This window comes from Desulfoluna sp. CLI2B (assembly GCF_056847375.1).
The window spans coordinates 2,652,683-2,676,572 of the sequence record NZ_CP186557.1; the positions used below are offsets into that span (position 1 = coordinate 2,652,683).

Consider the following 23,890-nt stretch of genomic DNA (forward strand, 5'->3'; position numbering starts at 1 on the left):
GGAGGCCATGTCCCTTCGGCAGCATACGGACCGAAAGGGCCGCACCTTCTCGGCGCCCAGCGACTTCAACAACATCGAATACATCTATGCCAACAGTGTCCGCAGGTTCGGCAGCAACCTGTTTGCCCAGAACTCCCCCAACCACCTGGGTATCCAGTTCGTGGACTACGAGAACCGTACCCGGCCGTCCAAAGACGCCATCCCCCGGTTCCGGGAGCGCGTCAAACACATCGCCGGAGCCCGCGTCACCGTCAAAAAAGAGGAGGGAGGTCCCCCCACCGGTGCCCCGGTGAACATCGAAATCGCAGGGGATGACTTTGCCACCCTGGGCCGCCTCGCATCCGAGGTCCAGAACATCATCGCCACCATCCCGGGCATCGAAGATGTCCGGGACGACTACAGCTACAACATCCCCACCATTCGCATTCGCATCGACCGAAAGCGGGCGGCCCTCTTCGGCCTCTCCACCGGTGCCGTGGGAGCCGCCCTGAAAACCGCCTACAACGGCACCAAGGTCTCCACCTACCGGGAGGCCGGTGATGAGTACGACATCACCGTGCGCATGCCCGAGCACTTCCGAAACGCCCCGGAGACCCTGCACACCCTGCTCATCCCCGCCGAAGACGGCACCCTCATTCCTCTGTCCGCCCTCTCCCACATGCACTACACCGGGAGCCTGGGGGATATTACCCGCATCAACCACAACCGGGTGGTGACGGTCAAAGCCAACGTCGATGAACAGATCAAGCCGGGGACCGTCCTGCGCAGCGAAGCCGAAGCCCTTCTCCGCACCTTTCCCCTGCCCGAGGGCTACACCCTCACCTTCACCGGGGAAAACGAAGAAGAGCAAAAGGCAAAAGCCTTCCTCTCCCGGGCATTTATGCTGGCCATCCTCCTGATCTTTCTGATCCTCGTCACCCTCTTCAACTCCGTGGCACAACCCGTTATCATTCTCACATCGGTGATCCTCTCCTTCGGAGGGGTGTTTCTGGGGCTCACCGTCATGGGCTACCCCTTCGGCATCATCATGAGCGGGGTGGGCGTCATCTCCCTGGCCGGGGTGGTGGTCAACAACGCCATCGTCCTCATCGACTACACCAACAAACTCCGGGAAAGCGGCATGGAGACCACCGAGGCCATCATCGCCGCCGGCGCCACACGCTTAAGGCCCGTCATGCTCACCGCCGTCACCACGGTCCTGGGCCTGATCCCCATGGTAACGGGCATCTCCATCAACTTTCGGGAGCGCACCATCTCCACCTTGAGCGAGACCTCCCAGTACTGGAAGTCCATGTCCGTTGTGGTCATCTTCGGCCTGGTCATCGCAACGGCCCTCACCCTGGTGGTGGTCCCCACCCTCTACAGCCTCCTGGCCACACGGCGGGACGACGAGCAGGCGGTTTAAAAAACAAAAAAAGGCCGCGGCAACACGCCGCGGCCCATAAAAAACGGAACCATTCAAAAAAATACCTCCGGCGGGTCGCTTTTTGCAAAAAGCTCCGCAAAAACGTTCCGGTCGCGTTTTTGTCGGGCGAAGCCCGAGCCGAAGGCCATTGCGCTTTGCCCTGAGGCACGAAGGGCAAAGCGCAATGGCAATAAGCTTTCGAGGTGGCTCACCTCGCCGCCGGAGGCAGCTTTTTAAAAATTGCTGGACAGATACCCTTCCAGCTCATCCAGCAGCTGGCCCTGCTCCTCGTCCAGGGAGACCTCGGCCCGCACCCGGGCAATCTCTTCCATGGCGGCGGCCGGTGTCAGGCGGGCATCGCCCCTGAAGTCCACCATGGGGGGTTCCTCCCCTTGCGGATGGACTCGCGCCATGAAGGTTTCAAAGGCCTCGAACACCTCTTCATCGGAAAACTCAGGGTAGTTGCGAAACAGGATACGGGTGGCAAGCTCGCGCACATGGCCGGGGGCCATGGCCTGCATGGCCTCGGCCATGGCATCGGGCCCGGCCCTGTGGAACTTGGCACACAAGGCCTCTTCGGCCTTGGAGAGGAACCCGTTCTGGTACAGGCAGGTGTCCGCATCCAGGTTGGGAATTTCGGGGTATCGGAACTCCCGGTGGTGCCGGATGATCCGGGCAAACTCATCGGGGTGCGCCTTGAGCCAGGCGAGGTTCTCTTCCACCCGGGCCAGGCGCTCGGGGGTGAGCCGTGATACAAAGCGATCCAGGGGCGGCAGGATCACATTGGGCTCTCCCATTCGTTTCCGGATAACCCAGACGCGCTCTTCCACCGCCCCCTCTCCGTTGATGAGGGCCTCGTCGTCCAGCCGGAGCCAGAGGGTCTGGTTTTTGTACGGCACGGACTCCCCGATGGCCAAAACCGGTGCCTGGTACGCCGCCTCGGCCCCGAACCGGCTTCCGGTCATGATCCCCCAGGCGTGCTGGCCCGCCGAGGACTCATGCCTTACCGGCAGCTTGGCCAGGCGAAGGGCGTCCTCCTTTTTGTTCAACAAACCGCCGGCATAGCCTCCCACATCTTCCCCTCAGCCATGAAGCGCCGGGCCAGGGCCAGGGTCGCCTCCACGTCCACCAGGGCGTCATGGGCCTGACCCTCGGCCAGGGCATTGGCCTGGCTGAGTTTTTCAAGCTTCAGGGTGGACCGTCCGTCTTCCAGGCGGGGCCAGGTCAGCCCCTCGGGCTTGTAGAGGTGGTACAATACGGTGATGGGCAAAAGGTCCATGCGGGAACACCCGTTGGCCCACTGGTGGGTGTACGGGGGAAGCAGGTTGCGGTGAAAGGCGAAACGCAGGAATTCGTCGTCAAAGCCCAGGGTGTTGTAGCCCAGGGAAATGGTTCCCTCACGATTCATCAGGGCGTGAATATGCCTCACCGCTTCGTATTCGCAGATCCCCTCCATGCATTTCTCAATGCCGATACGATGGGTGATGGTGGCCATGGGGGAAGGCACCACGTCGGGGCGAAGGGACACCACGATGTTGTAACGCTCCAGTTCCTTGAGGTGCATATCCGTGCGAATGGCAGCAAACTGAAGGATCTGGTCAAAGGATTTGTTCAGGCCGCTTGTTTCAAGATCGTAGAATAGATAGCTCTTCATGGAACGCCCCTTGGGATGAGTGGTCATGCGGTAATGAACAAAAGGGGACCAGGCCGGTTGTGCCTGCTCCCCTTTCGAATCGGCTGCGATGTTTTTTCATACACCGGGAGGCCCCCGATGTAAACCGGTATCGACGCTCCTTACCGGGCCAACGCATTTATAAATTCAGTTGCCTCCGGCGGGTCGCTTTTTGAAAAAAGCTCCGCAAAAACGTTCCGGTAGAACAAAAAAACAAGAGGGGGTATGGACGGTTGAGGTGCGCCCACAAAAAACAAAACCTGTTTGTCAAACGTTTGGCCCCCGGCAGGGCCGCCGGAGGCGGCTTAGGGCTGAATAAGAATGTAATGCCCCACATTAACCGGCCTCTTTGGCAAGATCTTCTTCCCCCTGACCCGTTTCACGGGCCGTGTTGACAATCCGGGTCAGCTCCGGCTCAAGGCCCAGGAACAGTTCGGCCAGCCAGGGGTCAAACTGCCGCCCGGCCCACTGGGAGATCTCGGCCAGGGAGTCCGGAACGGACCAGGCCTTTTTGTAGGGCCGCTCAAAGACCAGGGCGTCGAACACGTCACAGATACAGACAATACGCCCGTACAGCGGAATCTCCGGCCCCTTCAACCCCTTGGGATAGCCCGTGCCGTCCCATCTCTCATGGTGTGTCAGGGCGATCTCCTCGGCCATGCACAGCAGCCGCGACCGGCTCCCGGAGAGAAGCTCGCCACCGATTTCGGCGTGCCGTTCGGTCCACCAGCACCTCGTCGTCGGTAAGGGCCCCGGGTTTCAGGAGGATGGCATCGGAAATCCCGATCTTTCCGGCATCGTGCATGGTGCTGGCCAGGGCCACGAGCTCCACCTCGTCCTGGGGGAGCCCTGCTGCGCGCCCTAAAAGGCGACAGTATTCGGAGATGCGATTCACATGGCGGCCCGTGCACTCGTCGCTGTACTCGCAGGCAAGCCCCAGGCGGTTGATGATCTCAAGCTGGGTCTCCTCCAGCTCCCGGGTCCGTTCCCGCACCATGGCCTCCAAGGCGATGTTCTGCTGCCTCAGGGCCTCCTGGGCCGTCACCAGGGTGAGGTGCGTGCGCACCCGGGCCGTCACCTCAGCCATGTCAAAGGGCTTGGTGATGTAATCCACCGCCCCGAACTCAAACCCCCGGGTCTTGTCTTCCGGCCTGTCCAGGGCGGTGATGAAGATAACAGGAATCCCCGCAGTCTCCGGGGCCGCTTTGAGACGCCTGCACACCTCGAACCCGTCGAGCTCGGGCATCAGAACATCCAGGAGGATCAAATCCACCGGGTGCTGCCGGACATACTCAAGGGCCCGCACACCGCTCATGGCCACGCCGAGCTTGAAGGAGTCCTTCAGAGCGTCGATGAGGATGTCGAGGTTGGCCCTGGTGTCGTCCACCAAAAGCACCCTGCACTGTTTCAAAGACTCAGCCATCGTTGGTACCTGCCGCCATGTCCCTTTTCAACTGGTTTCCGAGCTGCTTTAAGGTCCCGCCCGCCTTTTCAAAACTGTACTCCCGGACTTCCTGCTCCAGGTTCCGGGCCAGGTGTTCGCTCTCAGGCCCCACCCCATGGAGGGAGAACCGCTCCCGAATTTCATCAAACAGCCGGCCCGACGCCACGGGGTCCAGCTCTTCAAGGCTTTTACCAAGTTTACCCAGCAACGTGAACATTTTTTCAGGGCCAGAGGCCTGATGCATGGGGTCCCACGGTTCTTCCCCGGACTCCAGGCCGGTCAGGAGATCGTGGGAGGACTCGGCTGCCTCACGCAGCGACTCCTCAAGGAAGAAGAGAAGCTCTCCACATCGCTCCGTATCGCGATCCGCGGCGGCCTCTTTCATGGACTCCGCCCAGGTGGCCACGTGAACGGCGCTGACCCTTCCGGCATCTTCCATGAGCCCCTGCAATCCGGCCGCCATCTCATCGAAAGCATGGGCCTCAAGGTACTGCTTCAACAGGGCGCCTGTCTCTCCATGGGTTTCAAGGAAGCCGGCCAGCATGTCGCCGTAGCGTCCCCACTGCCCCTCGGTCTGCTCCAGGCCCCGGGAGACGTTGATGCCAGAGAGCATGTACTGGGTTTCCACGGATTCGGAGACGGTATCATGGCGACCGTCGGCAAGGGGGAAGGTCCCTCCGAAGCGGTTGATATTTCGCCGGATGGCCGCAAACAGTTCATTGCGGTCGATGGGCTTGGGTACGTAATCGTTCATCCCTGCAGCCAGGCAGCGTTCACGGTCTCCGTACATGGCATGGGCGGTCATGGCAATGATGGGCAGGTCCTCTTTGTGCAGCTTTTTGCGTATCTGCCGGGAGGCCTCCAGGCCGTCCATCTCCGGCATCTGAACATCCATGAGCACCGCATCGAAATCGCTGTTCGCCCGGAGGAGGTTCACGGCCTCCAGACCGTTTTCCGCCGTTGTGACGGAAATACCGGCGGACTTCAAAATCTCCATGGCCACCATCTGGTTGATGGCGTTGTCCTCCACAAGAAGCACGCTCAGCTCGGAAAACTCGTTGTCCGTAAGGAGCCCCCGCCCCACATGGGATTGCCGTACGGCCTTGAACCCGAACAGCTCCATGATGGTATCAAAGAGAATGGACTGCTTGATGGGCTTCATCAAAAACCCGTCGGCCCCGGCCTCCCTGGCCCGGTCCGCTTCCCGGTCCCTTCCGTACGCGCTGATACAGATCACCGACGGGGTATTGTCTGCTGACTCCTCTTTGATGCGGGCCACGGCCTCGATCCCGTCCATGGCCGGCAGGTGGATGTCCATGATGATCAGGGCAAAGGGATCCTTGTCTCGGCTGCGCCGGTAGAGGGTCAAGGCCGACTCTGCGGACGCGGCGATCTCCGTGCGGCACCCGAAGGTCGCCATGTATCGTTTGAGGATCATGAGGGTGGAAGGGTTGTCGTCCACCACCAGGACCTTGCTGCCCTGAAGGTTCGGGGGAAGGGCCATCTCCGGGCCTTTGCATGCATCGGGCAGAAGCCTGGCCTCCATGGTGAAACAAAAGGTGCTCCCCTTTCCGGGCTCGCTCTCCACCCAGATGTCGCCGCCCAGCATGTTGACGATTTTCCGGCAGATGGCAAGGCCCAGGCCGGTGCCCCCGTATTTACGCGTGGTGGAACCGTCCGCCTGGGCAAAGGCGTCGAAGAGGGTTCCGGTTTTGTCGGCATCAATACCGATCCCCGTATCCCGCACCGAAAACTGGAGCTTGGTGGCCTTGGCGTCGATGTACTGGGTTCGAACGGCCAGGCAGATCTCTCCGCGGTTGGTGAACTTGAAGGCGTTGGCAGTGAGATTGGCCAGGACCTGGCGGAGGCGCAAGGGATCGGAGATCACTTTTCTGGGGACGTCATCGGCGATGTCGATGATCAGCTCCAGGTCCTTGTCCATGGTCTTTTCAAGGAACATGTCCGCCACCTCTTCAACGACGTCCCGAAGGGACATAGGGATGGTCTCCAGGTCGAGCTTTCCCGCATCGATCTTGGAAAAATCCAGGATGTCGTTGATCAGCTCCAGAAGGGACCGAGAGGAGGACCGGACGATGTTGATGTACTCCTTCTGCTTAGACGAAAGCTCGGTGCCGAGGACAAGGTCGCACATGCCGATGATGGCGTTCATGGGCGTCCGTATCTCATGGCTCATGTTGGCCAGGAACTGGCTTTTGGCGTGGCCCGATGCGTCGGCAGCCTCCTTGGCGATCTTGAGCTGCCTGTTGGCCTCCATCAGTTCAGCGGTTCGCTCCTCCACCCGACGTTCCAGCTGATCATGGGCGTCCTTCAGAGCCCGTTCCGCCTGCTTGCGAAGGGAGATGTCGATGACAGAGGCCACGCTCCGACCGGACAGGGGATCGTAGTTCACCTCCGAAAAAACGTCGATGACCTCACCGTCTTTTCGGACAAGTCGGAACTCATATTCACGCGGCGGTTCCTGGCCGTTTTGCACCCGTTGCTTGTGCTCGCTGCGCATGCGTTCCAGGTCCCCGGATTCCACAAACTCGATCCACCGAACCTTCCCTTCAATCTCGTGGCGCTTGAACCCCGTGATCTTTTCAAACCGCGCGTTGGCCTGGGAGAATCGCAGCTCCTCAACAATGATGGCCCCACCCCCGGTGTTTTGAAAAATGCTCCGGTATTTGTGCTCACTCTGGGCCAAGGCCTCGGTGCGGCGAATGGTCTCACGGCGGAAAATTTCGATGCGGAAGATCGTCCTGAGCGTACCAGACAATGGCCATGCAGAACAGCAGAAGAAAAGGTTCGGTGGGATGGAACCGACCCAGGGCAAATCGAAGCCCCATGGTCAACGGGGCCATGACCAGGGTGGAGGCCGCCAGGAGTTTGAAGGCCCGGATGCCGTATTGAATGGCGTTGCCCACGATGACAATGACCGCATAGAGCATCAAAGGCGGCGGCAGGGTAGGATCGTAGAGCCAGACGACCCAGGCCAGCCCCAGGTCCGCAACCATGGTGGCACGAATCAGCGACCAGTCGGCCCGTCGACGGCGCAGCAGAACAAACAAAAAGCCCTGGACGGCCACATAACCCAGGGCCACCATCAGGGCAAAGAGAGGAGAGATCAAGGCCGGGGGAGAAACCACAACCCCGTATACGGCCCAGAAAAGCAGGAGGGAGCCACGAATGACATACTGGAGCACCGGAACGGGTCTTTTGCGCCCCCATTGGGTCACGGAAGGGTCGAGGTCGTTGTGTTTTCTATGCATGCCGTCAGCCGGGCCCCGGATTTGGGCCGATACGGCCCGTTAACATTGTTTACCCATACTAACACAAAAATAGTCAAATTTTCAAAAAAAACTCGGCATTATCCAGTTTCTCCCCGTTGTCAAAACGACAACACCCCAAAAGCGGAACATATCCCTTACCCAGGAAAAGCATATCGCTTGAGTCAAAGCATGCCATATCTACCTTTTCTTTTTCCGTCATGTCGAACACTTGCGGACGCACCGCCATCAGAAAACGGCGTCCCCCGGCCGCATGGCTACCCGAAACCCCAGGTTGCTGTACCGAAGGCCCTCCTGAACGATCCGCCGATAATCCAGGGTGCATTTATCCGGCCCCTGGTTCCAGCTGCCGCCACGAATCACCTTTCCCCGTGCCCCCATGTCTCTGTCCTTGAAACAACCCACCGCATCACGGCACCACTCCTGGACATTGCCGCACATGTCGTAAAGCCCGTTGGCGTTGGGGCTCTTCTCCGCCACAGGGTGGGTGGTGAATTCACTGTTTCCCAGATGCCAGCCCAGGCTGTCCATGGAATCGCCCCCCGCGTACCGGGCATGGTCATCGCCTCCCCGGGCGGCAAAAAGCCACTCCCCTTCGGTGGGGATGAAAAAATGGCGCTCCCCCCTGTAGGCATCGGTGAGGCGCTTGCAGAATGCGTCGACGTCCTTCCAGGAGACCATCTCCACAGGTTGGTCGGGCCGCCGCGGAAAATGGGAAGGGTCCGTGCCCATGACCCGGCGCCACTGGGCCTGGGTCACCGGATGGATCCCCAGGTAAAAGCCGGGGATCTCTTCGGACCAGTGGTGCCTGGTGTCCCGAAGGGCCAGGGTGCCGCTCGGGATCCAGTTCATGGTCAGGGACGTGGCCTGCTCCACCCACACCTCGGGGACCACGGGGGTAACCGAGGGCACCGAAGGTGAAGTCTGTCTCTTCTCCGGCGCCTCGGGCGTCACGGCCTCCGGCGTATGGTGCCCCTGGGGCGCGCCCTTCAGCAGTTCCCCCACCTCGGCAAAGGATGCGGGCCGATCGTCCCGCTCAAAGGCAAGGCACCGCATGACGGTATCCATCAGGATCTGGGGAAGGTCTTTTCTGGAAAAGGTCACGCCCTCCTCCTGCACCTTGCCCACCCGGTCGATGAAATCCGCCTCTTCAAAGGGGAGATGCCCCTCGCAAAGGTAATAGATCACCAGGCCCAGGGAGTAGACCCCGGAGAGCACATCCGGTTTCTCCCCCCGCAGGATCAACTCGGGGGCCGACCAATTGGGGGTAAACTGGGCACCGCCAAGGGCAGAAGAGACGGAGCTGACTCGTTTGAGGCCTCCCAGGTCGCCCATGAGCAATCGCCCGGTGTCGTCCACAAGAATATTGGAGGGTTTGAAATCGGTGAGGAGAAAAGTCTCTCCGCTGGCGCGGCTCAACCGATCCATCATGGAGGCAAGGGCTTCGGCATAATCCGAGACGGCCTCCGCAGACAGGGGGTGCTCACGAAGCACAAGGTCCTGGAGGTTCTCCCGGCACAGGGTCATGAGAATCACCAGAAAGGCCTGGGCATAACCGCTTGCGATACGCTTGTCCACAAGGTGAAAGTCGTGGATGGTCACCACGTCCGGGCCCTTGACTTTTTCGTAGTAGCTGCAAACGGCATGAAAATCGCGGGAAACCTTGGAATCGAGATCGGTATCGTTCCGGAACAGGATGGAGCGCTCCACGTGGATGGGAACCACCTTGACGGCCCGTTCCTTGAACCTGTCCCTTGCATGGTAAACGGAACCGTGGATGCCCTGCCCCAATTCGCCGACAATCTCATAGGTAGGGAGGCATTTTTCTATCACCTCCTTCATGTTATCGATCATGGCGCCCCCGCCGGTTCATCCTCAATGGTCCTGTCTCCCTGACTCCGCCCCGAAACGACATCATTCAACCACCCGGGCGATAATAAAGGTGGTGTTGTCCTTTAACGTCTTGCGCTTGAGCTCCACGCTCAGCCTTGCGACACCGGTGATGGGACTAGGCCCCAGGACCGTCTCCATGGCCGGGTCTTCAATCAAATCGGTGACCCCGTCGCTGCAGAGGATATAGGTGTCGTCCGGCCTGACATCCAGCGCCGTGTAATGCACCTTAGTATGGCCCCAGAGTTCGCTGAAGGCCGACCCTACACCAAAACTGACGACATTGCGATAAGGATGCGAAAAAGCCTCGGCTTCCGTAACGGCACCTTTATCAACGAGGCTCTGCACGTAAGAGTGATCGTGGGAGCATCGCCGAAGTTCACCGTCCCGCATCAGATAGACCCTGCTGTCCCCTGCATTGAATACCACGGCCTGCTCCGGGGTGAGTATCACCCCTGCGATGGTGGTGCCGCTGTTGATGGGAAGTTCCCCTTCGGCGGCGGTCTGGATCATGTTCAACAGAACATCGAGCCCTTCTGCCGACAGGGTGTCGTGGCTCAGTGACCGGTTGAATTCATCCAGGACAAACCGGCTGCAGACATCTCCGGCCGCATGGCCTCCCATGCCGTCGCAGACGCAGAGGCTCACATAGGCGCCCTCCTCCTCGGTCTCAAGGTCGAGGCTGGGCTGCTGATACACACGGGTTCCCACGAGCACCGCATCTTCCTGGTTGCCCCTGGGGCCGATGTCCATCACGGTTCGGACCTCCATCTTCACCCGGTTGTTCAATCGGCTCTCCCGACTCATCCAAAGGTCCTTTCCTTCAGCCCGGTCCAAGCCCCGCTGGATCGGTTGGTTTTTACCCTTCCCGCCTTGAAATACCGGGATGCTCAACCCCCACCGTTTTTGATGGAATTTTAAACGGAGATATGCCACTATGGCGCCAAACGGACAGCAACCAGCCAGGACTCACGCGACGGGTTTGCGAGCAAGGCGATACCCCGAGAATTGCAGGTTGGCTTTATATATAAGATCAACATGGGAAATGTGGCAAGAACTATTATGAACGAAGAAAACACAGCCGATATCTACAAAAGCCGGACCCAGATAAAGAAGGAGTCCGAGGAGCTTCAGAAACTCGGAGAACGTCTCATCAAACTCACTCCTGGCCAGCTGAAACACGTCGACATTCCCGACGAGCTGAGGAAAGCCGTTGAAGATGCGCGACACATCTCCGCACGCAAAGCGGCCCACCGCAACCGCCAGTTCATCGGAGCCCTCATGCGTGAGTGCGACCCCGAGCCAGTCCGGGAAGCACTGGACAAGCTGGAGGCAGGCCTCACGCTCTCAGGCAACACCGCCCCTGAGCCCGCGAAAGAGACGCCCTGGGTGGAGGCCATCCTTGAAAGCGACGGCGCCATCGAGGACTTCCTGGAAAAATTCCCCTCGGCCGACCGCCAGCGCCTCCGAATGCTGAGGAGAAATGCCATCAAAAAACAGGACAGCGCACCCCGGGGAAAAGAGTTCAAGGCCCTGGCGGCATGTATCCGTGACACCCTCTCGGCATCCTGAGCCTGACCCGTCAAACACCACGCGTTTTCCTTAAGAGAACACCACCCCGCAGCCGCCCCCTAATAACTTAATATGTGAGCATATCCTAAACCATATGCTCACATGTCAATTCCTCTCTTCAAATTGCTCCCATAGCGAAAACAACGCCACTCTTAAAAAATCTATTGTAAACATCTTGTCTTCGTGGTTATTTAAGAGTAATTATTTTATTACCTATGCATCACAAGACATAGGCATTCTTCACAACCCTGACCACCATACTCACCCCAACGTGTGACCCTTGAATGATGTAGATTTTTAAAAGGAGATTTGGTTTTGGTTACTGGAAAAGTAAAATGGTTCAGCGACAAGAAAGGATTTGGATTCATTGAATTAGACGGCGGCTCAGACGTCTTTGTTCACTTCACCGAGATCACCATGGAAGGCTTCAAAACACTGACCGAGGGAGACCTCGTCAATTTTGAAATCATAGAGACCGACAAGGGCCCGAGTGCCCGCAATGTGGTCAAAGCCTGACACTCCCCCTTCTGAAAAAATCACCCAACCAGCCAGGCATCAGGCTTCCGACGCCGCACCGTCATCAGCTCCCCCCGCCGAACAGGCAGAAGCGCCTTTGCCCCTTAAAAAAAACCACGCCAGCTGCGGGCACCAGCATGGCCAGGTCACGAAAGACCGTCCCCCAACCCGTGGTTTCCTCCCCACCGGAGCCGAAACACCCGCAATCAAAGGTATAGCCCCGGGCAATGTTGGCCACAAGGGCCACCAGAAACATCAGGAGCAGCCCTGAAATCACCCCGGCCGATGAGACGGGCCACACCCCGGCAAGGAGCGTGCCCCCCGCCAGCACCTCAATCCAGGGCAACACGATGGCCGTGATGTTCACCAGCTCCCCCGGAAGAATCCCGTAGCCGAAAACGGTCTTGGCAAATCCGTAAGGGTCCGCAATCTTCTGCGCCCCGGCGTAAATAAACAGCCCCCCAAGCACCCACCGGCACAGAAGCTCTGCCATCGCCAGAAAGGCGGCTCTCCGCCCCGAGGTTTCAGTCATGCCCGTCATCGCCCCTCCTCCACCGGCAAACCGGCCGCCGACCAGGCCGGCAGCCCGTCGGCAAATATGCGCACATCCGTGTAGCCCAGCTCCCTCAACATCGTTGCCAGCCGGTGGCTCTCATCACACAGCCGCCCCGAGCAGTAGGTAACAAGCCGGGTCTCGAAGGGATACGCATCGATAAAATCAAACAACAGGGCATCGAACTCATACACGGAAAGGGTGACCGCGCCCTTGATATGCCCCTCCAGATAACTCTCCGTGTTCCGGGCATCCACAAAGACAACCCCATCGTCCCAGAGCCCGCGGGCTTCATCCACGGTCTGTACAATAAGCTCCTCTTCGTCTGATTCCGGTGCGGGGGTCACCACCCCCTCCTCGGCGTTCCACTGCCCCACAAGGGGAATACCGTCAGGGGCAAAGGCGTTCCACACCAGGGCAACGCCGGTTGAAGCAACCAGCAGCACCACCATTCGAATCAGGTACTTCATGGTGTCTCGCCTCCCCGGGCGGCTTGGGCCAGCCCCACCCACTCATCCTTCAACCGGAAGAGCCGGGCCTTCTTGGCTTCGGTCACGCGGACCTGGGCCGTTTTCAGTCCGCGCGCCACCTCCTCGTCATCGGGGAATCGACAGAGAAGAAGCGCGTAGGCATCGCGCGCTTCCGTCACATGCCCCTGTGCCAGGTAGAGATCGGCCAGGGTCCGCGTCATCACTGGTTCGCTCACTCTGCAGCATCCTTTCCGTGAAATTTCACGACAATTTCATCTTCCGCCACCATGCCCAGCTCTTTTCGTGCGATGAACTCCAGGTACGCCGGGTCATGGTTCAGGCGCCTGATCTCCTTTTCCAGGTTGCGGTTCTCTTCGGCGATGCTCCGGTTCTCGGCCCGCCGGTCCGCAAGCTCCTTTTGCCTCTCGTTGAGATCGAGAAAGCCCCACTGCATAAACACCAGGGGAACCAGCAGCGCGATCAGCACCAGCGCAAGCCCACCGCAGACAATCTTTTCCCTGCCTCCCACTAACGCCCCCTTTTCCTGTTGATGATCTGTTGAACCGTCAGCAACTCCGGACTCTTAAGCAAACGGGCCGCTCCGAAGTAGACGCCAACCCCGGCCACAACCCCGAAGGCCGTTGAGACAGCCGCCGAAACAAAGGTGTAGCCCCCGTCGGGCGCCAGCCACACGAGCCCCTGCCACACAACACCGCCCATGATCAGGGAGGCCACGCCGCTCCGGGCCACCGATACCAGGATGGATCCATAGTCTAATTGAACCATTCCCCGTTTGACCAGCAGAAACACCAGAAGGAGAAAATTGGCCATGGATGACAGAGAGACGGCAAGGGCCAGACCGCGATGGGCCATGGGCCCCATGAGCAGGCAGCTCAGGGCGATATTCATGGCAATGGCCGCAACAGCTACCTGAACCGGGGTGCGGGTATCTTTGAATGCATAGTAAAGGGGAACCGTCACCCGCACGCAGGAGATGGCCCAGAGCCCCACCGCATAATAGAGCAGGGCATCGGCCGTCAGGGCAACAGCCGCAGCGTCAAAGGCCCCCCGACCGAAGAGAAGGGCGATGAGGGGATGCCTCAGCACCACCAGCCCCGCCGTGGCGGGAAGGGTTATAAACAGGGTGAAACGCAACCCGAAGCTGAAGGTCTCGGCCACCCCGGCAAGATCCTTGTCAGCCATCTGGCGGGAGAGAGACGGAAGCACGGCCGTGCCGATGGAGATGGCAAAGACTCCCAGGGGAAACTGCACCAGGCGATCCGCATAATACAGGCCGGTGATGCTCCCCGTATCCAGAAGGGAGGCCAGCATGGTGCCGATGAACATGTTCACCTGATACACCGCAGCCCCGAAGACCGCAGGCAGCATCAGGCGCCCCACCGTGGCCAGGGCCGGATGCCACACGGGCCCCGGTTTAAACACTTGAAAGCCCCGTCGCCACAGGACCGGCACCTGCATCCCCAGCTGGAGAAGCCCCCCAAGGAGTACCCCCCAGGCCAAAAAAATCACGCGCGTCTCTCCGTCCGAAGTCACCACCCCGCCCACCACAAGGGAGGCGATCATGGCAAGGTTCAGGGCCACCGGAGCCAGGGCAGGAGCCGCAAAATGGCCCAGCACGTTAAGGATCCCCATACACAGGGCCACAAGACAGATAAACACCACATAAGGGAACATGATCCGGGACAGAAACACGGTGAGCTCAAACTTGGCGGGGTCTCCTTTAAAGCCTGCGGCAATGGCCGAGACGATCCAGGGGGACGCCAGCACGCCGATCACCGCCACCACCGCCAGAATCAGGGAGAGCAGGCGCAGGGCGGCCCCGGCCATGCGATAGGCCTCCTGGCGGCCGTCCCGGCTCAGGGTCTCGGTAAACACCGGGACAAAGGAGATGCTCAACGAGCCCTCGGCAAACAGGCGCCTCAGCATATTGGGTATGCGAAACGCGGCGATGAAAGCATCGGCCAGGGGGCCCGCCCCGAAATAGTAAGCGGTCACCATATCCCTGACATACCCGAAAACCCGGCTGAGCAGCGTGGCGCTCCCGACAATACCCGCAGCCCGGGTAACCTTTCCTTTTTCCGACATACGTTCCGATCCGGTTTGAAATAAGCGTAAGAGAGAAACATCCTGTGACAGGTCGCGGGGACCCTGACCTATCATTTAGTCCAAACCCCCTTGCCATGGCAACCCCTATAAAGCGCCCGTAAGCCGCCCATCAGCCACTTTTTCCCTTGACACCCCCCATCAAACACTATAATTTTACCAAGTTAAATCACTGTCGGTTCCGTAACCCATGGACAGGAAAGGACATTCCTCCCTTTCCACCCCGTGCGCACATGGTGACGAACAGGTTTGCGGAGGCGTTTTTGCGAGGCGTTCTCCCAATAATCGCCTGATTTGTCGCGGTACCGTATAAAACACACAATCTTTTCAGGTGGCATTTCAATCCACGGTGCGCTTACCGCCGGGCCGGCAACATGCGTTGCAGGCACACCGGACAAAGGGTAGGCACGCGGCAAACCGGTACGGAATGAAACATCACCGTAAAAAAATTTTCGACGATAAAAGGAGTTAAGTCCTTGGCTAATCACAAATCGGCAAAAAAACGAGCTATCCAGAACGAAAAAAAGCGCATCCGCAACATGGCGGTCAAAACCCGCATGAAGAACGCCATTAAGGCCGTTCGTTCCGCAGAAGCCGAAAAGGCAGAGAACATGACGGACGTCCTCAACAAGGCAAAATCAGTGATTGATGTCGCCGCCAAGAAAGGCGTCATTCATAACAACACTGCCGCACGCAAGATCTCCCGCCTGACCAAGCTCATCAACGGCGCTCAAGCTTAAGACAGGCCAGTAGCCGATCCGGTTGCGAACCAAAGTCTTCACGCTTTACATAAAAAGGCCCTCCGGTAGCACTCGCGAGATACCGGAAGGCCTTTTTTTATTTCCCAAAGACCAACCTGCTCGATCCGTCCCTGGGGGTCACCCTCTTCCCAAAGCCTTCTCACAACAAGAAGCCACAAAAAAAAGCCTCCGGCATGGCTGCCGGAGACCGTTTTTTTTGTTTCAGCGCATCGCCATCCCTTAGAACCTCTGGGTCAATCCTGCCCAGACATTCTCCGCAAGATCTTCCGCCGCCTCGTCAAGGGCCGCGTTGCGGGAGGATGTGGAGTCCGACCCGGGGGTGACGCTGTACGTTTCCGTCCCCGTCACCGACGCCCGCTGCCAGATCACCGCGCCGTCCTCATCGGCAAGCCTGAAGGACGCCGTGATCGTCACGCGCTCTTCAGTGCCGTCCCCGTCGCTGTTTCGGGTGATGGTGGATGTGGAGACCGCTCGAATCTCCCCGGTGAGGGAGCCGGATCGCCCAGTACACCCCACAGCAGCATCCGCCCCTGCGGAAATGGCCTCGGAGACCACAGCGCTTGCCACCATGGGACCAAGGCGAACATCTGCCGACCGGTTCTCCGGAACCGCCACGCACAGACCGCTCACCCCGCCCGGAAGGGTCCCCCTCCCGGTAAGTTGATAGCCGCACCCCGTCACAGCAACAGCCGCCAGCAGAGCCACAGCCACCGTTTTCCATGCAAAAACCCGTTTCATGGACACTCCCTTCTACTTCTGATGCGGCCGCCCGTCCCCACAGGGAAAGGACGGCCGCCAAGGATTAAACCACAATGTTGACAAGCTTGCCCGGAACCACGATCACCTTGCGGACCTCTTTGCCCTCGATGAACTTTTTCACCGCCGCATCAGAAAGGGCCAGCTCCTGGACCTCATCCTTTGAGGCACCTGCGGACACCTGGAACTTACTCCTCAGCTTGCCGTTAACCTGCACCACGATGAGCACCTCGTCGGAGACAAGGGCATCCTCTCGGTATTCGGGCCAGGGCTGATCCATGAGGAGCCCCTGGCCGGACAATTTCGTCCAGAGCTCTTCGGTGACATGGGGCGACACGGGGTTGAGAAGAAGAATAACGGTCTCCGCCGCCCGCTTCATCACATCCTGCCTCAGGGACGCGTCGCCGTCTACGGCATACATGCTGTTCACAAGCTCCATCACCGCGCTGATGGCGGTGTTGAAGTGGAACTTGCCTTCCACGTCATCCGTCACCTTCTTGATGGTGGCGTTGATCTTGGTGTAAAGCTCCCGGCTCTTGCCGGAAAGATCGGCAGCAGGACCATGGTAGGCCTCAACACCGGCAAAGGCCTCCTGCTTGCCCGTAATGATGCGCCACACGCGCCCGATGAACTTAAAGCACCCTTCAACGCTCTCGTCATTCCACTCCAGGTCCTTTTCAGGAGGAGCAGCAAAAAGACAGAAGAGACGGGTTGTGTCCGCGCCGTAGCGATTGAGGAGCACATTGGGGTCGATGACGTTTTTCTTGGACTTGGACATCTTGATGACCCGCCCCACCTCCACGGGAGACCCGCAGAGTTTACACACGACACTTCCGTCTTCAGCCTTCTCGGTATCCGTGGGGAACACCCACTTGTGGTTGGGGCACGACAGGGTCTCTTTGGTCACCATGCCCTGGGTCAGGAGCCGTGTAAAGGGCTCGGAGAACTCAACGAGCCCGAGATCACGTATCACCCGGGTGAAGTAACGGGAGTAGAGCAGGTGAAGGATGGCATGCTCCACGCCGCCGATGTACTGATCCACGGGCATCCAGTAGGCCACCTTCTCCTTGTCCACCATGCCCTCGGTGTACTCGGGGCAGCAGTAGCGGGCAAAGTACCAGGAGGACTCCACAAAGGTGTCCATGGTGTCGGTGTCGCGCCGCGCTTCGGTGTTGCCGCACCTGGGACAGGTCACCTTATTGAAATAGTCGAGGGTCCCCAGGGGAGAGCCTCCGGACTCCAGAAGCTGGGCGTCCTCGGGCAGCACGATGGGAAGGTCCGACTCAGGAACCGGTACCGCACCGCAGCTGTCGCAGTGGATCATGGGAATGGGCGTTCCCCAGTACCGCTGGCGGGACACACCCCAGTCCCTCAGGCGGAACGAAACAGTCTTCTTCCCGATGCCCCGCTCCTCCAGGGAGTTGGTGATGGCCTCTTTGGCTTCTGTATTGGCCATGCCGTCGAACTCGCCGGAATTCACCATCACGCCGGCACCCGTATAGGCCTCTTCCATGGTAGCGCCGTCAAGAGCCTCCCCTTCGGGGCTCACCACAACCTTCACCTCCAGGCCGTATTTGCGGGCAAAGTCGAAGTCACGCTGGTCGTGGGCCGGAACCGACATTACCGCCCCGGTGCCGTACTCCATCAGAGCAAAGTTGGCGGCATAAATGGGCATCTTGTACCCGGTAAGGGGGTTGATGCAGTAAGCACCGGTGAAGACCCCCTCTTTCTCGTAGTTCTCAAGGGCCTTGCTGGAGCGCTCCTGCTTGAGGATGCGGTCCACAAAGGATGCCACAGCCTCTTCCTGCTCCGTGCCCCTGGAAAGGGCCGCCACCATGGGATGCTCCGGCGCCAGACACATAAAGGTGGCACCGAAAAGGGTATCCGGGCGCGTGGTAAAGACCGAGAGGGGCTCTTTGGCCCCTTCCACCTCAAAGGTCACCTCCGAGCCCACGCTCTTGCCGATCCAGTTCTTCTGCATGGTGGTGACGCTGTCCGGCCAGCCGTCGAGCTTGTCGCAGTGAACCAGGAGATCCTCTGCGTAGTCGGTGATCCGGAAAAACCACTGCCAGAGCTTTTTCTGCTGCACGTTTTCCCCGCAGCGCCAGCAGCAGTCGTTTTCCACCTGCTCATTGGCCAGTACCGTGTGGCAGGACTCACACCAGTTGACGTACGACTCCTTGCGGTATGCCATCCCCTTTTCGACCATCTTGATAAAGAGCCACTGCTCCCACCGGTAATACTCCGGGGTGCAGGTGGCGATCTCTCGGTCCCAGTCGTAGCTGAGCCCGATGCGCTTCAGCTGGCTGCGCATGGTGTCGATGTTGGCATAGGTCCACGCGGCGGGGTGGGTGTTGTTGTCGATGGCGGCGTTCTCCGCAGGCATGCCGAAGGCATCCCATCCCATGGGGTGGAGCACGTTGAAGCCCCGCATTTTTTTGTACCGGGCCACCACGTCGCCGATGGTGTAGTTCCGGACATGCCCCATGTGGATATTGCCCGACGGGTATGGAAACATCTCCAGCAGGTAATACTTTTCTTTTTCAGGATCCTCGACCACCCGAAACGAGCCTTCGTCGGCCCAACGCTGCTGCCATTTGGACTCAATCGAGTCCGGGAGATACTTATCTTCCATTATATTTCAAACCTCCAGAGTGCGTGTGATATTGCAAGTGGATTCAGAGTCGTGGGCGCAAGGTTCCCAACAAACGCAAATGCGCCAAACAAATTTAAATGCCATAATCATAGATAAATGGCAAGCAAAAGGCCTGCCACGCAGCCCGTTGGCCCCCGTCCAGCCGGGAAAAACCGGGCCCCCCGCCCCCTGTGCCCCGGGAGGTTTAATATTGACTTGCCTCCGACAATCCCCTATTTAATGAGAACAAACATGAACGCTGCATATGGGACAACCAACCGGCGGGCACATGGCGAGGGCCATGGTGCATACAGCTCCCCGGCCCTGTGCAGCGATCGATGGCAGTGAAAAGAACACCGGGCTTCGAAACGGTCGAAGCCCCTTATTGCAGGGCGGCGCCCATCAAAGCCATGGAGCCGGCCATTCATCAATTTCGCGTCTTTTCACAAAATCATGATGCCTCCGTCTTGAGTCACGACCCGACACCGCGGGCAACGCACCCGTGCTGAGAGAGGTCGAGAAAGCCGCTTCGCAGGCCATCATACAAATCACAACCACCGGATCAGAAGCATCCCCGGAGAGGCAGCTGCCCACCGTTTCGTTTTTTGGTTTGCATACGACCAAAAACCCACCCGAGTCAGCGGTAACGAGCTCCGGCACGATGTTGCTACCCGCTGCAGACCCATCCCGCATATTCCACCACCAGGCGCAATGGAGGAGACGATAACGGGTTGGAGGCTGTCAGCTGCTTCAAGGGCCACTATGCTTGGCAAACTTGCCGCGCACCCACATTCCCATCGCAGAGCCCTGCCGGGTACCGCTCCTTCTTCAGATCCCTATCTCACGTTCGCTAAGGACAACACATTACTATGACAAGTAAAATCCTCATCAACTCGGTTGACCCGGAAGAGTGCCGGATCGCCAAAGTCACCAATTCGCGCCTTGAAGAGTTTCACCTGGAGACCACCTCGCGCGAGAGCATCCAGGGCAACATCTACAAGGCCGTGGTCACACGCGTTGAACCAAGCCTTCAGGCCGTCTTCGTTGATTTCGGCAGCGAAAAAAACGGTTTTCTCCAAAAGCAGGAGATCCACAACTCGTACTTCCAGCAGACCGGTGAACACGAAAAAAACCTCACCCGGCTCATCAAGCGCGGCCAGGAGCTCATCGTCCAGGTGACCAAGAACCCCATCATGAACAAAGGGGCCATGCTCACCACCTTCATCTCCCTGCCCGGCCGCCACGCCGTACTCATGCCCGGAAGCAGCAACCGGGGCGTCTCCCGCCAGATTGAAGACGAAAAAGAGCGCAACCGCTTAAAAGAGATCATCGGCAAGCTCAAGCTGGCCGACGGCTACGGACTCATCGTCCGCACCGCCGGGGAAAACTGCAACAAGACCATGATCTCCAAGGATGTCACCTACCTCACCAAGGTATGGAAAGACCTGAACAAACAGGCAGCCAACACCCCCGGCCCGTCCCTGCTCTTCAAAGAGAAGAACCTGGCCGTGCGGGCCATCCGGGACTACCTCACCGACGATGTGTCCGAAATCCTGGTGGACAACCCGGATGCTTTCAAGGAGATCAAGGAGTTCATTCGCCTCATCGCCCCCAAGCACGTAAAGCTGACCCGGCTTTACACCGGCGACAAACCCATCTTCACCAAGCACCAGCTTGAAAACCAGATCGCCTCCATTTTCGAGAGCCGCGTCTCCCTGAACTCCGGCGGATCCATTGTCATCGATCAGACCGAGGCCCTGGTGGCCATCGACGTCAACTCCGGCAAAGGCACCCAGAAGAAAAACATCGAGCAGACCGCCCTGATGACCAACCTGGAAGCCGCCGAAGAGGTGGCCCGCCAGCTCAGGCTGCGCGACCTGGGCGGCCTCATCGTCATCGACTTCATCGACATGAAGGAGCCTAAAAACAGGGGCGCAGTGGAAGCCAAGCTCAAGGAGAACCTGAAGTCGGACAAGGCCCGCACCAAGGTGGGGCGCATTTCGCGGTTCGGCCTCCTGGAGATGTCCCGCCAGCGCATCCGCCCCTCCATTGAATTCGGGAGCATGGTCCCCTGCCAGCACTGCAAGGGAAAGGGCATGATCCTCTCCACGGAGACCGTGGCCCTGGCCTTCCTGCGAAAGCTGAGCCTGGAGACCCTGAAGGACGGCATCACCACCGCCAAGGGCTACGTGCCCCCGGACGTGGCCGTCTACCTCCTCAACAAAAAGCGTGCGGAGATCCTCGACATCGAGATCAAACGCAGCATTTCCATCGCCATTGAGGGCAACGCGTCCATGGTCCATGGAGACAGCCGGATCATCTGCGAATAACCCCGCAGGAAAGCGATCCGTTGCAGCACCGACCGAAAAAGAAGCAACCGCGGCCCCCTTCGGCTCACACCGAGGGGCCGTCGCGGGCCGCCCCACAGCCCATTTGTGTTGACACCCGAGGCTCTTTTACTGTATCTGTTGGGCAGTTTGCGCAGGGCCGGACACGCGGTTTATCGTGCTGATTTATTGATACCGCCGCACCCGTTGCCCCCCTTTTCGGTCACCGAAGACAACGACCGTTCTAGATAAGAAATTGACTGCATGTCCTGACGATGCAGACATGCACAGGGCTTTTTCACAAAGCCGTCATACACAAACCCCTTTGATCCATATAAAGGAGTATCATGTTCACCAGCACCGCATACGCCATGGGAACCCAGGGCGCCGCCGGAGGGCAGCAGGGAGGCTTTGCCGCCTTTGTTCCCCTTATTTTGATGTTCGTCATTTTTTATTTTCTCCTGATCCGTCCCCAGCAGAAAAAAGCCAAAGCGCACCAGGAGATGATCAACGCCGTTAAAAAAGGCGACAAAGTGGTCACTTCAGGCGGCATCCACGGCACCATCGTCAAGGTGGATGATGCAACGGTCACCCTTGAAATTGCCGAAAAGGTGAACATCAAGGTGATCCGGGCCAACATCAGCGTCAAGCTCTGATCCGCCCGCCGCGTTGATCCACGATTGCCCCCATAGCGAATAAAAAGCACATAAGGTGCCCTGAGCGCCTTGTGTGCTTTTATATTCTTTCTTGTTCGAACAGCTTTTACCAGAGTGAGCACCCAGGGGACAGTGACTCTTTCGTTGAAATCCGCTTAAAACCAGACCCTGACCTTGAGCATGTTTTCACGCGATCACCAACACCCATCGGGCTGAGAGGAAGCACCATTGAAGAATCTATCCTGGAGACTGATAGCGGTTCTTGTGGTTATCATCATGGCTGCCGTGTATATCCTTCCCACGGCAACCATGTACATTAAAGGGACGAGTGAGCCCGAGATATGGCCCCACAAAAAGATCAACCTGGGCCTCGACCTTCAGGGCGGTATGCACCTGGTTCTGGAAGTCCAGACCGAAAAGGCCGTTGAAAACGCCATGTCCCTGAAGATATCCGACATTCGCCAGGCCCTTCGCAAACACACCATGAAAAACAGGGGCGTCACCCTGGTGCCCCAGAGCACCAAGCTCCACGTCAAACTCCTCTCTGCAGATGACCTGACGGCCTTCAGGGGTATCATTGCCGACGATTTTCAAGACCTTACCATAAGCGGCACCTCCGAAAACGGCAGCATCACCCTGGTGACCCTGGCCATGAAAGCCGACGAAGCCGAGCGCGTCAGAAAATTCGCCGCGGACCAGGCCCTTGAGACCATCCGAAACCGTATTGACGAATTCGGGGTCAGCGAGCCCGACATTCGCAAGCAGGGTGACGATCGCATCCTTATCCAGCTTCCCGGGGTCACCGACACAAAAGCGGCCAAGGACCTCATCGGCAAGACAGCCATCCTTGAATTCCGCCTCGTGGATGAAAACGCGGATGTGCAGGCAGCCCTGACCTCCCATGCACCGGCAGGAAGCGAGCTGCTCAATCTGGTCCACAAGGACCCCGTCAGCGGTGTGGAATCATCCACTCCCATGCTGATCAAAAAGCGCGTCCTCCTCACCGGGGACTCCCTCACCGACGCCGGATCCTTTTCGACAACATGACCAACGAGCCCTACGTCTCCATTGAGTTCGACCGCAAAGGGGCACGTATCTTCGGCAAGATCACCGGCGCCAACATCAACAAGCGGCTGGCCATCGTTCTGGACGACACCGTCTACTCTGCCCCGGTTATCAGGGACCGAATTGCCGGCGGGCGCGCCCAGATTACCGGCGGGTTCACCATGGAAGAGGCTCGCGTCCTCTCCATCGCCCTGCGCGCAGGCGCCCTCCCCGCCCCCGTCAAGATCCTTGAAGAGCGAACCGTCGGTCCCACCCTGGGCGCCGACTCCATCCGCAAGGGGATCTGGTCCATGCTCATCGGGGGCCTGGCCGTCATCGTCTTCATGGTTGTTTATTACAAAGGTTCCGGCCTCATCGCAGACGTGGCCCTGATCCTCAACGTCCTGCTCATTGCAGCGGGGCTGGCCGCCTTTCAGGCGACCCTTACCTTGCCGGGCATCGCGGGCATTATCCTGACCATCGGCATGGCCGTGGACGCCAACGTGCTCATCTTTGAGAGGATACGAGAAGAGCTGAACCTCGGCCAGAGTCCCATGGCTGCCGTGGAGGCGGGCTTCGATAAGGCGACCCTCACCATTCTGGACGCCAACGTCACCACGCTCATCGCCGCCATGGTCCTCTTCCAGTTCGGCTCCGGACCGGTGAAAGGCTTTGCCGTCACCCTCGGCATCGGTATCCTCTCCAGTCTCACCCTGTGGTATCCAGACTGCTGTTTGATTCCATCTTGCAGAAGGCGAACGTGAAAACCCTGAGCATT

Annotated in this window: 24 protein-coding genes; 8 read left to right on the top strand and 16 right to left on the bottom strand. The window is 58.9% G+C overall.

The window, feature by feature from the left end; genetic code table 11:
- The first annotated feature begins 7 nt into the window (after nucleotides 1-7).
- Nucleotides 8-1,405, top strand: coding sequence for an efflux RND transporter permease subunit (locus ACOYW2_RS12515; RefSeq protein WP_482770620.1), 1,398 nt, complete (start codon nucleotides 8-10; stop codon nucleotides 1,403-1,405).
- A 233-nt stretch (nucleotides 1,406-1,638) separates the two neighbouring features.
- On the opposite strand, the gene ACOYW2_RS12520 is transcribed toward ACOYW2_RS12515, so the two are convergent.
- From ACOYW2_RS12520 to ACOYW2_RS12560, 9 genes are all read right to left on the bottom strand, one after another.
- Nucleotides 1,639-2,454 carry a hypothetical protein gene (locus ACOYW2_RS12520; RefSeq protein WP_482770621.1) on the bottom strand — a complete coding sequence of 272 codons (816 nt, stop codon included), beginning with the start codon at nucleotides 2,452-2,454 and terminating at the stop codon, nucleotides 1,639-1,641.
- Nucleotides 2,451-3,059 (bottom strand): exodeoxyribonuclease I, encoded by a 609-nt coding sequence (locus ACOYW2_RS12525; protein ID WP_482423203.1) that lies wholly within the window; start codon nucleotides 3,057-3,059, stop codon nucleotides 2,451-2,453. Before ACOYW2_RS12525 ends, ACOYW2_RS12520 begins: the two co-directional genes overlap by 4 nt.
- 354 nt (nucleotides 3,060-3,413) lie before the next feature.
- Nucleotides 3,414-3,737, bottom strand: a complete 324-nt coding sequence (locus ACOYW2_RS12530; RefSeq protein WP_482423204.1) for an HD-GYP domain-containing protein — start codon at nucleotides 3,735-3,737, stop codon at nucleotides 3,414-3,416.
- On the bottom strand, nucleotides 3,706-4,500 hold the full coding sequence (locus tag ACOYW2_RS12535; RefSeq protein WP_482770622.1) for a response regulator: 795 nt from the start codon (nucleotides 4,498-4,500) through the stop codon (nucleotides 3,706-3,708). The genes ACOYW2_RS12530 and ACOYW2_RS12535 overlap by 32 nt, the downstream gene beginning before the upstream one ends.
- Complete coding sequence (locus tag ACOYW2_RS12540; protein ID WP_482770623.1) at nucleotides 4,493-7,297, bottom strand: PAS domain-containing hybrid sensor histidine kinase/response regulator; 2,805 nt, start codon at nucleotides 7,295-7,297, stop codon at nucleotides 4,493-4,495. Before ACOYW2_RS12540 ends, ACOYW2_RS12535 begins: the two co-directional genes overlap by 8 nt.
- Complete coding sequence (locus ACOYW2_RS12545; protein ID WP_482770624.1) at nucleotides 7,248-7,790, bottom strand: hypothetical protein; 543 nt, start codon at nucleotides 7,788-7,790, stop codon at nucleotides 7,248-7,250. Before ACOYW2_RS12545 ends, ACOYW2_RS12540 begins: the two co-directional genes overlap by 50 nt.
- A gap of 73 nt (nucleotides 7,791-7,863) precedes the next feature.
- Complete coding sequence (locus tag ACOYW2_RS12550) at nucleotides 7,864-8,037, bottom strand: hypothetical protein (protein ID WP_482416055.1); 174 nt, start codon at nucleotides 8,035-8,037, stop codon at nucleotides 7,864-7,866.
- On the bottom strand, nucleotides 8,037-9,662 hold the full coding sequence (locus ACOYW2_RS12555; RefSeq protein ID WP_482770625.1) for a bifunctional serine/threonine-protein kinase/formylglycine-generating enzyme family protein: 1,626 nt from the start codon (nucleotides 9,660-9,662) through the stop codon (nucleotides 8,037-8,039). The genes ACOYW2_RS12550 and ACOYW2_RS12555 overlap by 1 nt, the downstream gene beginning before the upstream one ends.
- Before the next feature lie 60 nt (nucleotides 9,663-9,722).
- Nucleotides 9,723-10,505: a PP2C family protein-serine/threonine phosphatase gene (locus ACOYW2_RS12560; RefSeq protein ID WP_482770626.1), complete on the bottom strand. Its 783-nt coding sequence runs from the start codon at nucleotides 10,503-10,505 to the stop codon at nucleotides 9,723-9,725.
- A 255-nt stretch (nucleotides 10,506-10,760) separates the two neighbouring features.
- Between ACOYW2_RS12560 and yjgA the strand changes: the two genes are divergently transcribed.
- Both yjgA and ACOYW2_RS12570 read left to right on the top strand, forming a co-directional pair.
- Nucleotides 10,761-11,270: a ribosome biogenesis factor YjgA gene (gene yjgA / locus ACOYW2_RS12565; protein WP_482416052.1), complete on the top strand. Its 510-nt coding sequence runs from the start codon at nucleotides 10,761-10,763 to the stop codon at nucleotides 11,268-11,270.
- A gap of 315 nt (nucleotides 11,271-11,585) precedes the next feature.
- On the top strand, nucleotides 11,586-11,786 hold the full coding sequence (locus ACOYW2_RS12570; protein WP_180141596.1) for a cold-shock protein: 201 nt from the start codon (nucleotides 11,586-11,588) through the stop codon (nucleotides 11,784-11,786).
- 64 nt (nucleotides 11,787-11,850) lie between these two features.
- Here the strand turns inward: ACOYW2_RS12570 and ACOYW2_RS12575 are convergent, their stop codons facing one another.
- From ACOYW2_RS12575 to murJ, 5 genes are read right to left on the bottom strand one after another with little or no spacing between them, the layout of a single operon-like run.
- Nucleotides 11,851-12,327, bottom strand: a complete 477-nt coding sequence (locus ACOYW2_RS12575; protein WP_482770627.1) for a MauE/DoxX family redox-associated membrane protein — start codon at nucleotides 12,325-12,327, stop codon at nucleotides 11,851-11,853.
- Nucleotides 12,324-12,809, bottom strand: a complete 486-nt coding sequence (locus ACOYW2_RS12580; protein ID WP_482770628.1) for a rhodanese-like domain-containing protein — start codon at nucleotides 12,807-12,809, stop codon at nucleotides 12,324-12,326. The genes ACOYW2_RS12575 and ACOYW2_RS12580 overlap by 4 nt, the downstream gene beginning before the upstream one ends.
- Nucleotides 12,806-13,045: a tetratricopeptide repeat protein gene (locus tag ACOYW2_RS12585; protein ID WP_482770629.1), complete on the bottom strand. Its 240-nt coding sequence runs from the start codon at nucleotides 13,043-13,045 to the stop codon at nucleotides 12,806-12,808. Before ACOYW2_RS12585 ends, ACOYW2_RS12580 begins: the two co-directional genes overlap by 4 nt.
- Complete coding sequence (locus ACOYW2_RS12590) at nucleotides 13,042-13,338, bottom strand: FtsB family cell division protein (protein WP_482416048.1); 297 nt, start codon at nucleotides 13,336-13,338, stop codon at nucleotides 13,042-13,044. Before ACOYW2_RS12590 ends, ACOYW2_RS12585 begins: the two co-directional genes overlap by 4 nt.
- On the bottom strand, nucleotides 13,338-14,915 hold the full coding sequence (gene murJ / locus ACOYW2_RS12595) for a murein biosynthesis integral membrane protein MurJ (RefSeq protein WP_482770630.1): 1,578 nt from the start codon (nucleotides 14,913-14,915) through the stop codon (nucleotides 13,338-13,340). Before murJ ends, ACOYW2_RS12590 begins: the two co-directional genes overlap by 1 nt.
- Before the next feature lie 494 nt (nucleotides 14,916-15,409).
- Here murJ and rpsT point away from each other — a divergent pair, with 494 nt between their 5' ends.
- A complete protein-coding gene (rpsT, locus tag ACOYW2_RS12600) occupies nucleotides 15,410-15,673 on the top strand; it encodes a 30S ribosomal protein S20 (RefSeq protein WP_482416046.1) in 264 nt (87 codons plus the stop codon).
- A 240-nt stretch (nucleotides 15,674-15,913) separates the two neighbouring features.
- Here rpsT and lptE read toward each other — a convergent pair whose 3' ends face one another.
- Both lptE and leuS read right to left on the bottom strand, forming a co-directional pair.
- On the bottom strand, nucleotides 15,914-16,432 hold the full coding sequence (gene lptE / locus ACOYW2_RS12605; RefSeq protein ID WP_482770631.1) for an LPS assembly lipoprotein LptE: 519 nt from the start codon (nucleotides 16,430-16,432) through the stop codon (nucleotides 15,914-15,916).
- A 64-nt stretch (nucleotides 16,433-16,496) separates the two neighbouring features.
- On the bottom strand, nucleotides 16,497-19,085 hold the full coding sequence (gene leuS / locus ACOYW2_RS12610; protein ID WP_482770632.1) for a leucine--tRNA ligase: 2,589 nt from the start codon (nucleotides 19,083-19,085) through the stop codon (nucleotides 16,497-16,499).
- An 869-nt stretch (nucleotides 19,086-19,954) separates the two neighbouring features.
- On the opposite strand from leuS, the gene ACOYW2_RS12615 reads away from it, so the two are divergent.
- The 4 genes from ACOYW2_RS12615 (at nucleotide 19,955) to secD (ending at nucleotide 23,876) form a co-directional block, all read left to right on the top strand.
- Nucleotides 19,955-21,415 carry an Rne/Rng family ribonuclease gene (locus ACOYW2_RS12615; RefSeq protein ID WP_482416043.1) on the top strand — a complete coding sequence of 487 codons (1,461 nt, stop codon included), beginning with the start codon at nucleotides 19,955-19,957 and terminating at the stop codon, nucleotides 21,413-21,415.
- 344 nt (nucleotides 21,416-21,759) lie between these two features.
- On the top strand, nucleotides 21,760-22,068 hold the full coding sequence (yajC, locus tag ACOYW2_RS12620) for a preprotein translocase subunit YajC (protein ID WP_180141616.1): 309 nt from the start codon (nucleotides 21,760-21,762) through the stop codon (nucleotides 22,066-22,068).
- Between the two features lie 228 nt (nucleotides 22,069-22,296).
- Nucleotides 22,297-23,115 (top strand): preprotein translocase subunit SecD, encoded by an 819-nt coding sequence (locus ACOYW2_RS12625; RefSeq protein ID WP_482770633.1) that lies wholly within the window; start codon nucleotides 22,297-22,299, stop codon nucleotides 23,113-23,115.
- On the top strand, nucleotides 23,112-23,876 hold the full coding sequence (secD, locus tag ACOYW2_RS12630) for a protein translocase subunit SecD (protein ID WP_482423219.1): 765 nt from the start codon (nucleotides 23,112-23,114) through the stop codon (nucleotides 23,874-23,876). The genes ACOYW2_RS12625 and secD overlap by 4 nt, the downstream gene beginning before the upstream one ends.
- Nucleotides 23,877-23,890 lie beyond the last annotated feature (14 nt).

Coding starts and splice junctions, on each gene's coding strand:
- ACOYW2_RS12515 (WP_482770620.1), top strand. CDS start 8: ATGTCCCTTCGGCAGCATACGGACCGAAAGGGCCGCACCTTCTCGGCG.
- ACOYW2_RS12525 (WP_482423203.1), bottom strand. CDS start 3,059: ATGAAGAGCTATCTATTCTACGATCTTGAAACAAGCGGCCTGAACAAA.
- ACOYW2_RS12530 (WP_482423204.1), bottom strand. CDS start 3,737: ATGGCCGAGGAGATCGCCCTGACACACCATGAGAGATGGGACGGCACG.
- ACOYW2_RS12535 (WP_482770622.1), bottom strand. CDS start 4,500: ATGGCTGAGTCTTTGAAACAGTGCAGGGTGCTTTTGGTGGACGACACC.
- ACOYW2_RS12545 (WP_482770624.1), bottom strand. CDS start 7,790: ATGCATAGAAAACACAACGACCTCGACCCTTCCGTGACCCAATGGGGG.
- ACOYW2_RS12550 (WP_482416055.1), bottom strand. CDS start 8,037: ATGGCGGTGCGTCCGCAAGTGTTCGACATGACGGAAAAAGAAAAGGTA.
- ACOYW2_RS12555 (WP_482770625.1), bottom strand. CDS start 9,662: ATGATCGATAACATGAAGGAGGTGATAGAAAAATGCCTCCCTACCTAT.
- ACOYW2_RS12560 (WP_482770626.1), bottom strand. CDS start 10,505: ATGAGTCGGGAGAGCCGATTGAACAACCGGGTGAAGATGGAGGTCCGA.
- yjgA (WP_482416052.1), top strand. CDS start 10,761: ATGAACGAAGAAAACACAGCCGATATCTACAAAAGCCGGACCCAGATA.
- ACOYW2_RS12575 (WP_482770627.1), bottom strand. CDS start 12,327: ATGACGGGCATGACTGAAACCTCGGGGCGGAGAGCCGCCTTTCTGGCG.
- ACOYW2_RS12580 (WP_482770628.1), bottom strand. CDS start 12,809: ATGAAGTACCTGATTCGAATGGTGGTGCTGCTGGTTGCTTCAACCGGC.
- murJ (WP_482770630.1), bottom strand. CDS start 14,915: ATGTCGGAAAAAGGAAAGGTTACCCGGGCTGCGGGTATTGTCGGGAGC.
- lptE (WP_482770631.1), bottom strand. CDS start 16,432: ATGAAACGGGTTTTTGCATGGAAAACGGTGGCTGTGGCTCTGCTGGCG.
- leuS (WP_482770632.1), bottom strand. CDS start 19,085: ATGGAAGATAAGTATCTCCCGGACTCGATTGAGTCCAAATGGCAGCAG.
- ACOYW2_RS12615 (WP_482416043.1), top strand. CDS start 19,955: ATGACAAGTAAAATCCTCATCAACTCGGTTGACCCGGAAGAGTGCCGG.
- yajC (WP_180141616.1), top strand. CDS start 21,760: ATGTTCACCAGCACCGCATACGCCATGGGAACCCAGGGCGCCGCCGGA.
- secD (WP_482423219.1), top strand. CDS start 23,112: ATGACCAACGAGCCCTACGTCTCCATTGAGTTCGACCGCAAAGGGGCA.